The organism is uncultured Shewanella sp., from assembly GCF_947495455.1.
Lineage (GTDB): Bacteria > Pseudomonadota > Gammaproteobacteria > Enterobacterales > Shewanellaceae > Shewanella.
Genome location: NZ_CANLZC010000057.1, coordinates 1 through 16,460 on the forward strand (window position 1 = coordinate 1; position 16,460 = coordinate 16,460).

13 protein-coding genes and 2 tRNA genes are annotated in these 16,460 nt (G+C 42.2%); 14 read left to right on the forward strand and 1 reads right to left on the reverse strand.

Annotated features, from left to right (window positions below):
• Positions 1-138 precede the first annotated feature (138 nt).
• The 12 genes from folP (at position 139) to rpsO (ending at position 10,910) form a co-directional block, all read left to right on the forward strand.
• Positions 139-987, forward strand: a complete 849-nt coding sequence (folP, locus tag Q0791_RS14830) for a dihydropteroate synthase (RefSeq protein WP_299007899.1) — start codon at positions 139-141, stop codon at positions 985-987.
• A gap of 133 nt (positions 988-1,120) precedes the next feature.
• Positions 1,121-2,464, forward strand: a complete 1,344-nt coding sequence (glmM, locus tag Q0791_RS14835; protein ID WP_299007902.1) for a phosphoglucosamine mutase — start codon at positions 1,121-1,123, stop codon at positions 2,462-2,464.
• A 189-nt stretch (positions 2,465-2,653) separates the two neighbouring features.
• The gene (gene tpiA / locus Q0791_RS14840) at positions 2,654-3,436 is read left to right on the forward strand and encodes a triose-phosphate isomerase (RefSeq protein WP_299007905.1); all 783 of its coding nucleotides are present in this window, start codon (positions 2,654-2,656) and stop codon (positions 3,434-3,436) included.
• 1 nt (position 3,437) lies between these two features.
• Positions 3,438-3,788: a preprotein translocase subunit SecG gene (gene secG / locus Q0791_RS14845; protein WP_299007907.1), complete on the forward strand. Its 351-nt coding sequence runs from the start codon at positions 3,438-3,440 to the stop codon at positions 3,786-3,788.
• A 10-nt stretch (positions 3,789-3,798) separates the two neighbouring features.
• Positions 3,799-3,885 (forward strand) — tRNA-Leu (locus Q0791_RS14850).
• Between the two features lie 107 nt (positions 3,886-3,992).
• Positions 3,993-4,069, forward strand: a tRNA-Met gene (locus tag Q0791_RS14855).
• A gap of 164 nt (positions 4,070-4,233) precedes the next feature.
• Positions 4,234-4,689, forward strand: a complete 456-nt coding sequence (gene rimP, locus Q0791_RS14860; RefSeq protein WP_299007979.1) for a ribosome maturation factor RimP — start codon at positions 4,234-4,236, stop codon at positions 4,687-4,689.
• Positions 4,690-4,715: 26 nt separating this feature from the next.
• Positions 4,716-6,215: a transcription termination factor NusA gene (gene nusA, locus Q0791_RS14865; protein ID WP_299007910.1), complete on the forward strand. Its 1,500-nt coding sequence runs from the start codon at positions 4,716-4,718 to the stop codon at positions 6,213-6,215.
• A 27-nt stretch (positions 6,216-6,242) separates the two neighbouring features.
• On the forward strand, positions 6,243-9,056 hold the full coding sequence (infB, locus tag Q0791_RS14870; RefSeq protein WP_299007913.1) for a translation initiation factor IF-2: 2,814 nt from the start codon (positions 6,243-6,245) through the stop codon (positions 9,054-9,056).
• Positions 9,057-9,162: 106 nt separating this feature from the next.
• Complete coding sequence (rbfA, locus tag Q0791_RS14875) at positions 9,163-9,570, forward strand: 30S ribosome-binding factor RbfA (RefSeq protein WP_299007916.1); 408 nt, start codon at positions 9,163-9,165, stop codon at positions 9,568-9,570.
• Positions 9,570-10,508, forward strand: a complete 939-nt coding sequence (truB, locus tag Q0791_RS14880) for a tRNA pseudouridine(55) synthase TruB (RefSeq protein WP_299007920.1) — start codon at positions 9,570-9,572, stop codon at positions 10,506-10,508. Before rbfA ends, truB begins: the two co-directional genes overlap by 1 nt.
• A 132-nt stretch (positions 10,509-10,640) precedes the next feature.
• Positions 10,641-10,910 (forward strand): 30S ribosomal protein S15, encoded by a 270-nt coding sequence (gene rpsO / locus Q0791_RS14885; RefSeq protein ID WP_299007923.1) that lies wholly within the window; start codon positions 10,641-10,643, stop codon positions 10,908-10,910.
• 66 nt (positions 10,911-10,976) lie between these two features.
• Here the strand turns inward: rpsO and Q0791_RS14890 are convergent, their stop codons facing one another.
• On the reverse strand, positions 10,977-12,998 hold the full coding sequence (locus Q0791_RS14890; RefSeq protein WP_299007926.1) for an EAL domain-containing protein: 2,022 nt from the start codon (positions 12,996-12,998) through the stop codon (positions 10,977-10,979).
• Between the two features lie 188 nt (positions 12,999-13,186).
• Between Q0791_RS14890 and pnp the strand changes: the two genes are divergently transcribed.
• The gene (gene pnp / locus Q0791_RS14895) at positions 13,187-15,289 is read left to right on the forward strand and encodes a polyribonucleotide nucleotidyltransferase (protein WP_299007929.1); all 2,103 of its coding nucleotides are present in this window, start codon (positions 13,187-13,189) and stop codon (positions 15,287-15,289) included.
• Between the two features lie 153 nt (positions 15,290-15,442).
• Positions 15,443-16,357: a lipoprotein NlpI gene (gene nlpI, locus Q0791_RS14900; protein ID WP_299007932.1), complete on the forward strand. Its 915-nt coding sequence runs from the start codon at positions 15,443-15,445 to the stop codon at positions 16,355-16,357.
• The last annotated feature ends 103 nt before the right edge of the window (positions 16,358-16,460 follow it).

The window sequence follows — 16,460 nt, forward strand, 5'->3', positions numbered from 1 at the left end:
AGTTCCCAAATAAAATCAACTTCCTGGGAATCACCTGTGAGTAAAAAAACTGGGGATTCATCAGTCACGGGTATATATTGATTTGATATTTCTTATTTTAAGTTTGCTTAATGGTCGATTTTTGGAGGAAAGTATTCAGTGTTTGAATTAAAAAATAAGCATAAAGCATTAAGCTTAAGGTCTCCTTTAGTGATGGGGATCGTCAATGTGACACCGGATTCTTTTTCTGATGGTGGCCGTTTTTCTCAGTTTGAAAAAGCGTGCCAACAGGCCGATAAACTCATTGCCGAAGGCGCCAAAATCATTGATGTGGGCGGGGAATCGACTCGACCCGGTGCCGATGAAGTCAGTTTGCAAGATGAGCTGGCGCGAGTGATCCCACTCATTGAATATGTACAGAGTCAATATCAAGATATTTGGATATCCATTGATACCAGTAAACCTGAGGTAATGGAGCAAGCGATTCTGGCGGGTGCTGACATGATTAATGATGTTCGCGCACTGCAAATGCCTGATGCACTAGAGGTTGCGGCACGTTTGCAGGTGCCAGTGTGTTTAATGCATATGCAAGGTAATCCTAAAAATATGCAAGCATCACCTCAATATCAAGATGTCATTCAAGAAGTTAAAGATTTTTTTGAAGCACGGGTTCAAGCGTGTTTGAACGCTGGGATTAAGCGTGAAAATATTCTTATTGACCCCGGATTTGGCTTTGGCAAAAGCTTGAGGCATAATTTTGAGTTATTGGGGCGATTATCAGAATTTAATGTATTAGGGTTTCCTTTGCTAATCGGTTTATCCCGTAAAAGTATGTTTGGTCATTTGCTTGATAGGGATGTTTCGGCAAGGTTACCGGCAAGTTTAGCGGGAAATTTATTGGCTGCTCAAGCAGGTGCTCATATTTTTCGAGTACATGATGTATTAGAGACGCAAGATGTTTTAACCGTTTTAAAGGAGAGTCAGCAATTCAAGCTTCAAACGGTATAAATTTGAATTGATGATCAAGATAACATTTTATTTTTGTAGTATGAAATATTATTAGATTAATTTGAGCCTTTGCTGACTCATTAATTTCAATAATGAATATAGTCAAGTGGGTTTCAATGCGAGAAGCTCACAAATGGAGAAAAACGTGAGAAAATTTTTTGGTACGGATGGTATTCGTGGCAAGGTTGGGGCAGGAAAAATGACCCCAGAGCTAGCATTAAAATTGGGCTGGGCGGCAGGCCGAGTCTTATCTCGTGCAGGCACAAAAAAAGTCATTATAGGAAAAGACACGCGAATTTCAGGTTACTTATTTGAATCGGCAATGGAAGCAGGGCTAAGTGCTGCAGGTTTGAGCGTGATGTTAGTCGGTCCGATGCCGACTCCCGCGATTGCTTATTTAACGCGAACATTTCGCGCTGAAGCGGGGGTTGTGATCAGTGCATCCCATAATCCTTACTATGATAATGGTATTAAGTTCTTCTCCAATGACGGCAGTAAATTGGATGATGATGTTGAGCTAGCAATTGAAGCGGAGCTGGATAAGCCTCTAGTCTGCGTCGAGTCACACTTGCTAGGTAAGGTTTCTCGAATTGATGATGCTGCCGGGCGCTACATTGAGTATTGTAAAGGTCACTTTCCTGCAGAGCACACATTAGAAGGATTGAAAATTGTGGTCGATTGCGCCCATGGTGCGACTTATCATATTGCCCCAAATGTCTTTAGAGAGCTAGGGGCTGAGGTCATTGCCATTGGCGATAAACCTGATGGGCTTAATATTAACCATGAGGTGGGTGCCACATCCATGGGGAAAATTTGTGAAACTGTGGTTGCCGAACATGCTGATTTAGGCATAGCCATTGATGGTGATGGCGATCGCATTATGATGGTTGATAGGCAAGGCCGTATCATTGATGGTGATGAGATCTTATATATATTAGCCAGTGATGCACAGTCTCGTGGTGTATTAAAAGGTGGTGTTGTTGGCACCTTAATGTCCAACTTAGGGCTTGAATTGGCTCTAAAAGAATTAGATATTCCTTTTGCTCGTTCTAAAGTGGGTGATCGTTATGTGATGGAACTGCTCAAAGAGCATGATTGGCGCATAGGCGGTGAAAATTCAGGGCATATTCTTAATTTAGATCACGGTACAACTGGCGATGGCATTGTTGCGGGTATTTTGGTATTAGCAGCGATGCAGCGTAGTGGTAAAACCCTTGAAGCATTGACGGCGAAAATGAGTATGCTACCACAAGTGCTTGTGAATGTTCGTTTTGAGGGGGATAATGATCCTTTATCATCCAATCAAGTGTTAGCGGCGAAAGAAGCCGTTGAAACTCAGTTGGGTGCGCGAGGACGAGTCTTATTGAGAAAATCAGGAACAGAGCCTCTATTACGTGTCATGGTTGAGGGTGATGAAAAAGGGAAAGTAATGGAACATGCTCACTTTATTGCAGAAGCGGTGAGAAGTTTAGTATGATCCTTTTTTAACCGATACGAGAGTTAAGAGTATCGTGGAAAGTTTAAGGAACGGGTTTCATGAGTCATTGAGGCCCGCTTCGCATAAAAAGTAGCCGTACGATCCCATTTCAATAAAAATAATGCTTTTTGCTATTGTAACTTAGCTAGGGGTTCGCTATTATTCACGCCGCTTTCAGAGGAGATGGTGATGACACAAAGACGTCCGATGGTTGCAGGTAACTGGAAAATGAATGGTGATGCAGATTTAGCGAGTGCTTTGTTTGTGGTGTTTAATGAAAAGTTATCAGCGCAGAGTCCTGAAGTAGTATTGTGCCCACCAAGCATTTATTTGGAAAGTGTAAAGCAAGCGTATGAAGTTTCAGAGCTTGATTTTAAGTCAAGTGTTGTAAAGTTAGGTGCGCAATCTGTTAGTGAATATGCTAACGGAGCCTATACAGGTGAAATATCCGCTTCAATGCTGAAAGATTTAGGATGCCAATACGTGATTATTGGTCATTCCGAAAGACGTAATCATTTTTGTGAAACCAGTGAAGTGATTGCTGAAAAATTTGCTGCAGCCAAGCAAGAAGGCTTGATACCTATATTGTGTATAGGTGAATCAGAAAAAGAGCGAAAAGCAAATCAAACATTTGATGTCATTGGTAATGAAATTGATACCATTATCGCAAGAAATGGCATCAATGCTTTTGACCAAGCCGTTATCGCTTATGAGCCACTTTGGGCTATAGGTACAGGTAACAGCGCTACGCCTGAGCAGGCACAAGAAGTGCATGCGTTTATTCGCAAGCGTCTGCTAGAAGGAACTCCATCAATTGGAGAAAACATTAGGATATTGTACGGTGGTAGCGTAACACCGAGTAACGCAGCAGATTTATTTGCTCAACCTGATGTAGACGGTGGTTTAATTGGCGGTGTAAGCCTTAAGCCTACTGATTTTCTCAGTTTATGTACAATAGCGATGAGCGTGTAATATGTATGAAGTTTTAATGGTAATGTACTTGTTGGTAGCGTTAGGTTTAATTGGCCTAATTCTTATTCAGCAAGGAAAAGGTGCAGATATGGGAGCCTCATTTGGCGCCGGTGCCTCTGCAACTTTATTTGGGTCTTCAGGTTCGGGAAACTTTTTAACTCGTTCTACGGCAATTTTAGCCATTGCTTTTTTTGCTTTAAGTTTAACCATTGGTAACTTAAGTGCTAATCATTCAAAAGCAGAAGACGAATGGAATGATTTAGGTAATCATGTTGCACCAGCTACAGAGCAAGTGCAACAAAAAACAGATAATTCAGAGAACACTGAAAATAATTCAAGTATTCCTGATTAAACCAGGTGTCGCCGAGGTGGCGAAATTGGTAGACGCGCAGCCTTGAGGTGGCTGTGACCTAACGGTCGTGCGGGTTCAAGTCCCGCTCTCGGCACCAAATTTCAGATTTTATTGGTAATAAAATCAAATTTTAATAAAGTGAAAAAGATTTGAGCTTTATTATTGCAAGTATCAATATTTATCAATATACTTGCAAACAGTTGACGCGGGGTGGAGCAGTTTGGTAGCTCGTCGGGCTCATAACCCGAAGGTCGTCGGTTCAAATCCGGCCCCCGCAACCAGTTTTTAAGTGATTCTTTTGCTTTATTCACTTAGGCTGTTACAGGTGATACACATGTTAACCTCGTCATTACGGGGTTTTTTGTTATCTGTCACTTATCAAATTGCCGCATTCGTGGGGTTGTACTGGGGCTTTAAGCCCTTTTTTGTTTTTCTGGGGGTAACCTTGGCTACATTAGAACGCAAATTGGAACAAATGCTGACCGCACCCGTTGAAGCCTTAGGGCACGAACTTTGGGGGATAGAATATATCCAAGCAGGCAAGCATTCTGTTGTGCGCCTTTATATAGACAATGAAAAAGGTATCTTTGTTGATGATTGTGCGGATGTGAGTCGTCAAGTAAGTGCTGTATTAGATGTCGAAGATCCAATTTCAACAGAGTATACATTGGAAGTCTCTTCTCCGGGGGTTGAACGACCTTTGTTTAATGCCAAGCAATATGAAGCCTATATAGGAGAGATGATTAAAGTACAAGTGACCATGCCTGTGGCAGGTAGCCGTAATTTAAAGGGCATCATTATTGGCGTTGAAGGTCAAATGCTGTCTCTGATGGTAGAAGGTAAAGAATTGATAATCGCTTTGGATAATATCCGTAAAAGCAATTTAATCGTAAAGTTTTGATGGATTCAGGTGAACGAGGCAAGAGGATGAATAAAGAAATTCTGCTAGTCGCTGAGGCGGTTTCAAATGAGAAGGGTGTTCCTCGCGAAAAGATTTTTGAAGCGTTGGAAATTGCCCTTGCCACAGCTACAAAGAAAAAATACGAAGGCGACATTGATGTGCGTGTTGCTATCGATCGTAAAACCGGTGGATATGAAACATTCCGTCGTTGGATGGTCGTTGAAGATGAAGGCGAAGCATTAGAAAATCCGTTTCGTGAAATTACACTTGAAGCTGCTCAATTTGAAGAGCCTGGTATTGAGCTTGGTGCTTATATCGAAGATGAAATTGAGTCAGTGGCTTTTGACCGCATTACCACGCAAACAGCGAAACAAGTTATTGTTCAAAAAGTGCGAGAAGCCGAACGTGCCCAAGTTGTGGATCAATTCCGTGATAAAGAGGGAGACTTAGTTGTTGGTGTGGTGAAAAAGAGTAATCGTGAAAGTGTCGTCGTTGACTTAGGCAACAACGCCGATGGTGTGTTGTTTAAAGAAGATTTGATTTCACGTGAATCTTTCCGTCCAGGTGACAGAGTGCGTTCATTGCTTTATTCTGTTCGCCCTGAAGCCCGTGGTGCGCAGTTATTTTTAACTCGCACTAAACCTGAAATGTTGATTGAACTATTCCGCGTAGAAGTCCCAGAAATTGCTGATGAACTTATTCAGATTATGGGAGCGGCTCGGGATGCAGGCTCACGTGCAAAAATCGCTGTAAAATCCAATGATAAAAGAATTGATCCTATTGGTGCTTGTGTGGGTATGCGCGGCGCTAGGGTGCAAGCGGTATCTAATGAGCTGGGTGGCGAGCGTGTTGATATTATTCTTTGGGATGATAATCCAGCACAGTTTGTGATCAATGCAATGGCCCCTGCGGATGTTGCTTCCATCATTGTTGATGAAGATAATCATTCGATGGATATTGCGGTAGAAGCAGATAGTTTAGCTCAAGCCATTGGTCGTAATGGTCAAAATGTTCGTTTAGCGACGCAATTAACGGGTTGGGTGCTAAATGTCATGACTGTTGATGATATGAAAGCGAAGCATCAAGCCGAAAGCGCAAAAATTATTAACTTATTTGTGACGGCGTTAGATGTGGATGAGGATTTTGCTCGAGTCTTAGCAGATGAAGGGTTTACTTCGTTAGAAGAAATCACTTATGTGCCAGTCAATGAGCTACTTGAAATAGACGGATTTGATGAAAAGATAGTTGAATCTCTAAGAGAGAGAGCCAAAGCGGCTATTTCGACTCGTGCACTAGCAACTGAAGAAGCGTTAGACGGTGCAGAGCCAAGTGAAGAGCTATTGGCTCTTGAAGGTTTAGAAAGACATTTAGCATTCGTATTGGCGAGTAAAGGCGTCGTTACGCTTGAAGATTTAGCCGAACAAGGCATTGACGATTTGATCGAAATTGAAGAATTGACAGAAGAAAAAGCTGGTGAGCTGATCATGGCTGCCCGTAATATCTGTTGGTTTGGCGAAGATGCATAAGTCGATCAACAGAGGGGGAGTTTACAGATGGCAGATATGACAGTAGAGAAGCTAGCCAAAGAAGTAGGGAAAAGCGCTGATCGACTTGTTGAACAGTTTTCTCAGGCTGGTATTAGTAAAGTACATACGGACACTGTGTCTGAAGCGGAAAAACAGCAGCTGCTTGATTTTCTGAAGAAGCAACATGGCGGTGATACCACTCCAACTAAAATGACATTGCAACGCAAGTCAGTCTCAACATTAAGTGTTGCAGGCAGTGGCGGACAGTCTAAAGATGTTAAAGTTGAAGTCCGTAAGAAACGTACTTTCGTTAAGCGCGATGAAGCGCAAGAAGCGGCAGCTAAAGCGGAACAAGAAGCCAAATTAGCAGCAGAAGCTAAGGCCAAGGCAGAAGCGGAAGCTAAGGCTAAGGCAGAAGCGGAAGCTAAGGCTAAAGCAGAAGCGGAGGCTAAAGCTAAAGCAGACGCGGAAGCTAAGGCTAAAGCAGAAGCGGAGGCTAAAGCTAAAGCAGACGCGGAAGCTAAGGCTAAAGCAGAAAAAGAACAAGCAGCGGCTGCAGCTAAGGCTAAAGCTAAAGAAGAAGTAAAAGTCAAATCGGCTAAGCAGGATACAGTGCAAGTACAACAAAGTGCTGAAGAAACAGCGGCAAAAGCAGAAGCAGATAGATTACAAGCAGTAAAAGATGAAGTGGCGAAAGCAGAAGCTGAAGCGAAAGCCTTAAAAGCGACTGAAGAAGCACGTCGTCTTGCTGAAGAAAACGCAAAACGTTGGGCTGAAGAAGAAAAAGCACGTAAGGAATCTGAGCAAACCGCGGATCACCACGTGATGACGTCGACGGAAGCCCGTGAAGCTGAAGATAGAGCCGATATGAATGCTGAAAAGCGCGGACGTCGTTCGCGTAAGCCAGCGTCTGGTGCGGCTGCTAATAGCAATGACAATAATAGCGGCAATAAATCTTCAGGCAAGAATAAGCGTGGTGGTAAAGAGAATCGTCGAGATCGCAATTCACGTAACTCACGTAACTCACGTAATGTACGTAATGCACCAGAGTCGATGGATCACGCCTTCACTAAGCCCGTTGCTGTTGTTAAAACCGATGTGAGCATTGGTGAAACGGTTTCTGTATCAGAACTTGCAGCAAAAATGTCAATTAAAGCCACTGAAATCATTAAGCAAATGATGAAGATGGGCTCTATGGTTACCATTAACCAAGTGTTAGACCAAGAAACGGCGCAACTGGTTGCTGAAGAAATGGGTCACAAAGTGATTTTAACTCGTGAAAATGAGTTAGAACACCAAGTGCTTGCCGATCGTGATGGTAATATTCAAGCTGAGACCCGTGCACCCGTTGTCACCATTATGGGTCATGTTGATCATGGTAAAACATCATTATTGGATTATATTCGCCGTGCCAAAGTGGCTTCAGGTGAAGCGGGTGGTATTACCCAGCATATCGGTGCATATCATGTTGAAACTGATAATGGCATGATCACTTTCCTTGATACACCGGGTCACGCAGCGTTTACTGCTATGCGTGCACGTGGTGCCAAAGCCACGGATATTGTGGTTTTAGTGGTTGCAGCTGATGATGGTGTTATGCCACAAACTATCGAAGCAATTCAGCATGCGAAAGCGGGCGGCGTACCGTTAATTGTCGCTGTTAACAAGATGGATAAAGAAGCCGCTGACATTGACCGTGTTAAAACAGAACTTGCTCAACATGAAGTGATGTCTGAAGAGTGGGGCGGAGACAACATGTTTGCTTACGTTTCGGCGAAGGCAGGTACGGGGGTTGATGAGCTACTTGAAGGGATTTTACTTCAAGCTGAAATGATGGAACTGACAGCGGTTAAAGAAGGTATGGCTGCTGGTGTGGTTGTTGAGTCTAAATTGGATAAAGGCCGTGGCCCAGTTGCAACGATTCTTGTTCAAGAAGGTACTTTAAATCAAGGTGATATCGTTCTTTGTGGATTAGAATACGGTAAAGTTCGAGCCATGCGTGATGAAAATGGTCGCGCAATTAAAACCGCTGGCCCTTCAATTCCTGTTGAAATCTTAGGATTATCAGGTGTACCGTCAGCAGGTGATGAAGCGACAGTTGTACGTGATGAACGTAAAGCACGTGAAGTGGCATTGTATCGTCAAGGTAAGTTCCGTGATGTGAAACTCGCGCGTCAGCAAAAATCTAAACTTGAAAACATGTTTGCCAACATGGTTGAAGGTGAAGTGAAGGAGCTTAATCTTGTGCTTAAAGCGGACGTTCAAGGTTCACTGGAAGCCATTGCTGATTCATTGAATAAGTTGTCTACTGACGAAGTGAAAGTCAATATCATTGCACGTGGTGTAGGTGGATTGACTGAAACGGATGCAACACTGGCTGCGGCTTCCAATGCGATTATGGTTGGCTTTAACGTTCGCGCGGATGCACAAGCCCGTAAAGTCGTTGATAGTGAAAGTGTTGATTTGCGCTACTACAGCGTCATCTATAGTTTAATTGACGAAGTTAAATCAGCCATGGGCGGCATGTTGTCACCTGAGTTCAAGCAAGAAATTATTGGTCTTGCTGAAGTACGTGATGTGTTCAAATCACCTAAAATTGGTGCCATTGCTGGCTGTATGGTTACTGAAGGTCTGATTAAGCGTAGCGCGCCTATTCGTGTTCTACGTGACAATGTCGTGATCTTTGAGGGCGAGCTTGAATCACTTCGTCGCTTTAAAGACGATGTGAATGAAGTCCGTAACGGTATGGAATGCGGTATCGGTGTGAAGAACTACAATGACGTCAAAGTTGGCGATCAAATTGAAGTTTTTGAAACTGTTGAAATAGCCCGTACTTTATAACATTAATCATGTAAGCAGGGCGGCGTAAGCCGCCTTCTTTATACCAATCCGCTTTGAGAGGTGCTCACCTTTCAAAGCGGATTGGTCTTATTATGGCGAAAATATTATGGCAAGAGAATTCAGTCGTACCCGTCGAATAGCACAACAACTACAGCAAGAATTAGCCCAAGTATTGCAAAGGGATATGAAAGACCCACGTATTGGTATGGTCACGGTTAATGATGTGGATGTGTCACGGGATTTAAATTATGCAAAAGTTTATGTCACTTTTTTCGATGAAGATGAAAAGAGAGTACAAGATAAATTAGCGGCATTAGAGGCGGCAGCGGGCTATGTTCGCTCTTTGATTGCTGGGCGTATGAAGCTTAGAGTGATGCCTGAATTGAGATTTATTTATGACACATCACTAGTGGAAGGGATGCGTATGTCAAACTTGGTGAGTAAAGTGATCAGTAATGACGAAGCAAAGCAGCAAAAGCATACGAATACTGATGTGGATGAGGGTGAAGAATAATGGCTCGTCGTTCTCGTGGCCGTTTCATTGATGGTGTTTTATTGCTAGATAAAGACACTGGCATGAGTTCTAATTTTGCATTGCAAAGAGTGAAGCGAATATTTGGCGCAGCGAAAGCAGGCCATACTGGTGCATTGGATCCTTTGGCAACAGGCATGTTACCCATTTGCTTAGGAGAAGCGACTAAGTTCTCTCAGCATTTATTAGATGCGGATAAGCGTTATCTTGTCACAGCTAAATTAGGCCAACGAACCGATACCAGTGATTCGGATGGTGAAGTGGTACAAACCCGTTCCGTTGATTTTACTCAAGCACAGCTAGACGATGCCTTGGAGCACTTTAGAGGAGAAACCATGCAAGTTCCCTCTATGTTCTCTGCACTTAAATACCAAGGTCAACCTTTGTATAAGTACGCTCGTGAAGGTATTGAAGTTCCTAGAACGGCACGTCCTATCACAGTATTTGAATTAAATTTTGTTGCGCTTGAAGGTGATGAGTTAACTCTCGATATTCATTGCTCTAAAGGGACTTATATTCGCACTATTATTGACGATTTAGGGGAAATGCTGGCTTGTGGTGCGCATGTTATCATGTTGCGTAGAACGCAAGTGGCTGGTTATCCAAGTGATAATATGGTGTCTTTAGCAGAGCTGGAAAATTTAGTGGCTAAAGCCGATGAACAAGAAGTTAAATCCAGCACCTTACTGGATCCTTTACTACTGCCTATGGATACTGCCGTTAGTGGGTTAGCGGAAGTTAATTTACCTGAGGTGAGCGCCGCTTATCTTATGCAAGGGCAAGCTGTACAAGTAACAGGTTTAGTGCCAGATGAACTTGTGCGCATAACGATTGGTGATGACAAACGGTTTGTGGGTATTGGTTGCATGAATGATGATGGTTTATTGGCCCCTAAACGGTTAGTTGTTCAACATAAATGATCCCAACATAAATATCTTGGTTTAATGAGGTTATAGCTTGCGTCTTTTGCTATAAATCGCTAGAATAGCGCGCCTGCTTTAGCTGAGTTAGTGATCGGCTAAAGCCTTTTGAATTTTATTTTGGAGATAGAAATGTCACTAAGTGTTGAAGCGAAAGCTAAAATCCTAGCTGAATTTGGTCGTGGTGAAAACGATACAGGTTCTACTGAAGTTCAAGTTGCTTTGTTAACTGCACAAATCAACCACCTACAAGGTCACTTCAAAGAGCACATCCATGATCATCATTCACGTCGTGGTTTATTACGTATGGTTAATACCCGTCGTAAGCTTCTAGCATACTTAAAGCGTACTGAAATTGTACGTTATCAAGAGTTGATCAAGAAGTTAGGTCTACGTCGTTAATTACGATTTTAGATCAAAGAAAAAGGAAGCTTAAGCTTCCTTTTTTTGTGTCTGTGGGTTAATTCGTTATCGAATAGCCCCTTGCTTAATGTATACCACTTCAAATTCTTCTTGAGATAAAGGTTGATTAAAATAATATCCCTGTCCAGTGTGGCAGCCATTTGTTTTTAGCCACTGAAACTGTTCATTGTTTTCAATGCCCTCAGCAACAATGTGGAGGTTTAACTCCCTTCCCAGCATTAAAATTGTGGAGGCAAGGGCATTATTCTTTGGCAGATCGGTGACAAATTGTCGATCAATTTTCAGTGTCGAAATAGGCAGGTGGCGTAAATAAGCCAGCGACGAATAGCCTGTACCAAAATCATCAAGTGCAATACTGAATCCTGCTTTTTTAAGCTGTTGTAACTTATAGATGGCCACATCGATATCGTTCATTAATGAGGTTTCAGTGACTTCAATTTCGAGTAAATGAGGTTCAATTTGATACTTTTTAACTAATATATTGACGTCGTTTAATAAGTTATCATCTTCAAATTGTTGAGTGGACACATTGACGGCCATGGGAATTGAGCAGTGGTAAGTCTGTTGCCAATGTTTAATGATCCGGCAGGTTTCCTCAATCACCCATCGGCCAATAGGAATAATGATCCCTGTTTCTTCAGCGACTTGAATAAAAGAGGTTGGCATGACGACGCGACCATTTTTCTTCCAGCGGATAAGGGCCTCACAACCAATGATTTTTGCAGTAGTTAAGTCAAATTTGGGTTGAAAGTAGAGTATGAATTCATTGTTTGTCACAGCCTTATGTAGTGCGCCTTCTGTTTTTAGCCGCAATGAAGCTCGCTCAGTCATTTTAGGTTTAAAAAATGCCCATTGGTTGGAACCTTTATCTTTCGCGGTATACATTGCGATATCAGCATGGCGGATTAAATCCTCACCTTGTTGACCATCATCAGGGTAAATACTGATCCCGATTGATGCAGCAGGGTGTATAGTATGTTCATTCAGCTGTAGAGGGTGATTTAATTTGGTCATGATATCGTTAACAAAATCTGCAGCTTGTTCGGGAGTGTGGACATTTAATGCTAAAATAGCGAATTCATCCCCTCCTATTCGCGCCACACAAGCTTTATTATCCACAGCTTTAAGTAATGTTTTGGCTATGCGAGTCAAGAACAAATCGCCAAGGGCATGACCTAGAGAGTCATTAACATTTTTAAATCTGTCTAAATCTATAAAAAATAAACAAAACTTTTTTTGTTCTGTTTTTGAATTTTGAATAGCGATAGCAATATTTTCTAACATGAGTACGCGGTTAGGTAGGCTGGTGAGTAGATCGCGTGTGGCTAGTTTTTTCAGTTTATTTTGTGTTTGTCCGAATTGAATGAGAATTTGATTTAACTTTGCAATGACCAACCCGAGTTCATCATTAGCATGTTCACTGGATGATGAAAGTAAGTGGTTATCGGGTCGTTCGGGATCAATTTTGTCTATGTATTCACTTATTTGAGCAATGGGCTTGGTTAGGAAACTGTGGAAAACCAAAGATAAGACTAAAGTCAGAAGTAAAGCACCTGCTAAGGTTGCCCATAAGCTTAACTGTAATTGTACAAAAAGATCATGGGTGAGCGCTTGAATATCAAAGGTAAAATAGACAGTGCCAATAATGACATCTTTATGGGTCCGTTGCACGTAAGTTGGGGGCGAAATGGGTTGAGATAATTCGGCTAAATCACCAAATAATTTATCACTTAAGCCAATAAAAAATGTTCTTTCCCCTGTTGGGTTACTGGCTGATACGAATAATTCGCCATCTTCGAGCTCAATTTTAGAAGACTGGATATGAGGCACTTTTAAAATGCCGTTGATGATTTGCTTTGCAAGGTCGTCATCCAGTACCCAGACTGCATTCGCTATAGGCTCTTCAATAGAGTCGAGTAATTCGCTTTGTTCTTTAATAAGAGAACGTCTTGCATCAACAGCGACAAAAATAATCTCTATTAAAAATATAGCAATAGCGAAAAACAATGCGGTTGTAATAACCAACATAGTTTGTTTCCATGTTAGCGACTTGAACTGACGTTTCATTTTAGGGGGTCCTTTTATTCACCGTTCAATCGACAGATTTTTCTTGAATCGTTTCCTTTTATGTTCAATTTATCACTTTAGAGAAAAGTTCTGCCTTTGTCATTTAATCTCTGCTCTTTATCTATCCAGTCAGAATGAAGTATACTAACGCGCGTAATTAAGGTAATTAAATTTAAGGAATGGTTCACGTGAATCCAATCGTAAAGAGTTTTGAATATGGTCAGCATACAGTCACTTTAGAGACTGGGGTTATTGCACGTCAAGCAGACGCTGCCGTTTTAGCAAGTATGGGCGATACCACTGTCTTGGTTACTGTTGTAGGGAAGAAAGCTGAAGAGCCAGGACGTGACTTTTTCCCTTTAACCGTTAATTACCAGGAAAGGACGTATGCTGCTGGTAAAATCCCTGGTGGTTTCTTCAAGCGTGAAGGGCGTCCTTCTGAAAACGAAACATTAATAGCACGTTTGATTGACCGTCCAATTCGTCCATTATTCCCTAATGGGTTTACGAATGAAGTTCAGGTTATTATTACCGTTGTCTCTGTGGATCCTGAAATCAATCCAGACATCATTTCAATGATAGGTACCTCGGCAGCGCTATCCATTTCTGGCATACCATTTAACGGACCATTAGGTGTGGCACGTGTGGGTTATGTTAATGGTGAATATGTATTAAACCCTGATATGAGCCAATTGCCAGACAGTGATCTTGATTTAGTGGTTGCAGGTACTGAAGGTGCGGTATTGATGGTTGAATCTGAAGCCGCATCGCTACCTGAAGAAGTCATGCTAGGTGGTGTTGTCTATGGACATGATCAGCAGCAAGTGGTGATTAATGCCGTTAAAGAATTGAAAGCTGAAGTGAATAAGCCGACTTGGGATTGGACTGCACCGAGTGAAGATCAAGATTTAGTATCAAAAATCCAAGCATTAGCAGAAGCTGAATTAACCGCAGCATATCAAATTACGGCTAAGCATGAGCGTCGTGATGCAGTGAGTGCATTAAAGCAAGCGGTTATCGCTAAGCTTGTTGAAGAGAATGCAGAGACTGATGTACGCGAAGCGGACAAGTTACTGGGCAGTCTGGAAAAGAAAGTGGTACGTAGCCGTATCATTGCGGGTAACCCACGTATTGATGGTCGTGAGCCTGATATGGTACGTGCGCTGAGTGTCATGGCGGGAGTTTTACCCAGAACTCATGGTAGCTCTTTGTTTACACGTGGTGAAACTCAAGCATTGGTGACTTGTACTTTAGGTACTGAACGTGACGCGCAAAAAATTGATAGCATCATGGGTGAAACGACAAATCGCTTTATGCTGCATTATAACTTCCCACCTTATTCTGTGGGTGAAACTGGAATGGTTGGTTCACCAAAGCGCCGCGAAATTGGTCATGGTAAACTGGCTTGGCGTGGGATCAATGCGGTGATGCCGTCTGCGGAAGAATTTCCATACAGTGTGCGTGTTGTTTCTGAAATCACAGAATCAAATGGCTCAAGTTCAATGGCGTCGGTATGTGGTACGTCTCTTGCCTTAATGGATGCAGGTGTGCCGATTAAATCTTCAGTTGCTGGTATTGCAATGGGGCTTGTGAAAGAAGGTGATGACTTTGTTGTGCTTTCTGACATTCTTGGTGATGAAGATCATTTAGGTGATATGGACTTTAAAGTGGCGGGAACCCGTGACGGTATTACGGCGCTGCAAATGGATATCAAGATCGAAGGTATCACTAAAGAGATCATGCAAATTGCTTTGCAACAGGCTTATGGTGCCCGCGTTCACATTTTAAATGTGATGGATCAAGCTATTGATGAGCACCGTACTGAGATTTCAGATCATGCTCCTCGTATCACGAGCTTTAAAATAAACCCTGAAAAGATCCGCGATGTTATCGGTAAAGGTGGAGCGACCATTCGCGCTTTAACTGAAGAAACTGGAACTACCATTGAACTTGAAGATGATGGTACGGTAAAAATTGCCTCTTCTAACGCTGAAGCTACGAAAGAAGCCATTCGCCGCATTGAAGAAATTACTGCTGAAGTTGAAGTGGGCAGTGTTTATAAAGGTAAAGTGGTTCGTATCGTTGATTTTGGTGCATTTGTCACTATCCTTCCAGGTAAAGATGGTTTAGTGCATATTTCTCAAATTGCTGAAGAACGTGTTGCGAATGTGTCTGATTATCTTGAAGTCGGTCAGGAAGTCGACGTGAAAGTGATGGAAGTGGATCGTCAAGGTCGTGTCAGATTGTCTATGAAAGAAGCACAGCCTAAAGCGGAAACGCCAGCAGAGTAATCAATTAGTCGTTTTAATGATAAGGAGACGTTAGCGTCTCCTTTTTTTGTGCCTAAAATTAAATAATTGATACGGATTATTATGACTTTCATAGCTCTTAAGCATGGGGGTTGCTATGATTGATGCAATGAGCAAATAAACAAGGTTAAATGGATGAATCAAAAAATGCGAGCTGCTGTTGTTATCGCCATGTTGGGGATGAGTTTCTTATTAACGGCCTGTGTGTCGACACAAGATAAAGTAGACAGTGAAACAGGTCGATTGCTGGTTGCGCCGGTTCACCCGGATTATAAACTTGAAATCACCTTAGCGAAGTTAAATGAAATTTTAGCGAAAGCAGAATTATCCAATGAGCAGCGAGCACGTTTTTACTATGATCGAGGTGTTATTTATGATCGTGTTGGCCTACGTATATTAGCACGCATTGATTTTATGCAAGCTTTGAAGATAGTGCCTAGTTTGGCTGATGCTTATAATTTCTTGGGAATATATGATACGCAACAAGGAGAGTTTGAAGCGGCTTACGAAGCTTTTGACGCTGCTTTAGAGTTAGAGCCGAGTTATGATTATGCCTATTTAAACAGAGGGATTGCGTTATATTATGGTGGCCGAGCGCAACTCGCGACGGATGATATGGTGCTTTTTCATGCCGCAGATCTAAAAGATGGCTATCGAGTCTTGTGGTTATATTTAGCGGAGCGGGATGTCGATCCGGTTAAAGCGATGACGCGTATGGAGTATAACCGCCAGCACTTGACGAATGATACTTGGTCAACTGTGTTGGTGGATTATTATTTGGGTAAAGTCAGTAAAGAAAAAGTCTTTGCAGTTGCAAAACAAGGGTTAACTTACCCCAATGAATATGCTGAACGTTTATGTGAGGCGTATTTTTATATGGCTAAGATGGCATTGATAGACGGAAAAATAATCGATGCGACAAATTATTTTAGGTTGGCCCTAGCCACTGACATTTATGATTTTATTGAGTATCGTTATGCGCGTTTAGAGTTAGCTAAGATCGGCGATATGTTAAATAAGCAAGCAGAACAAGCAGACGCTGCGCCATAATAAGTGTATTACTTTTTCTTTCAAATGTGATTTCAAGTGTTCGAATTGCTTTGGTTGTAAAATCTTGCTCCTTCGGTAGTCTTTCTGCGAGGGAGCGGCTATA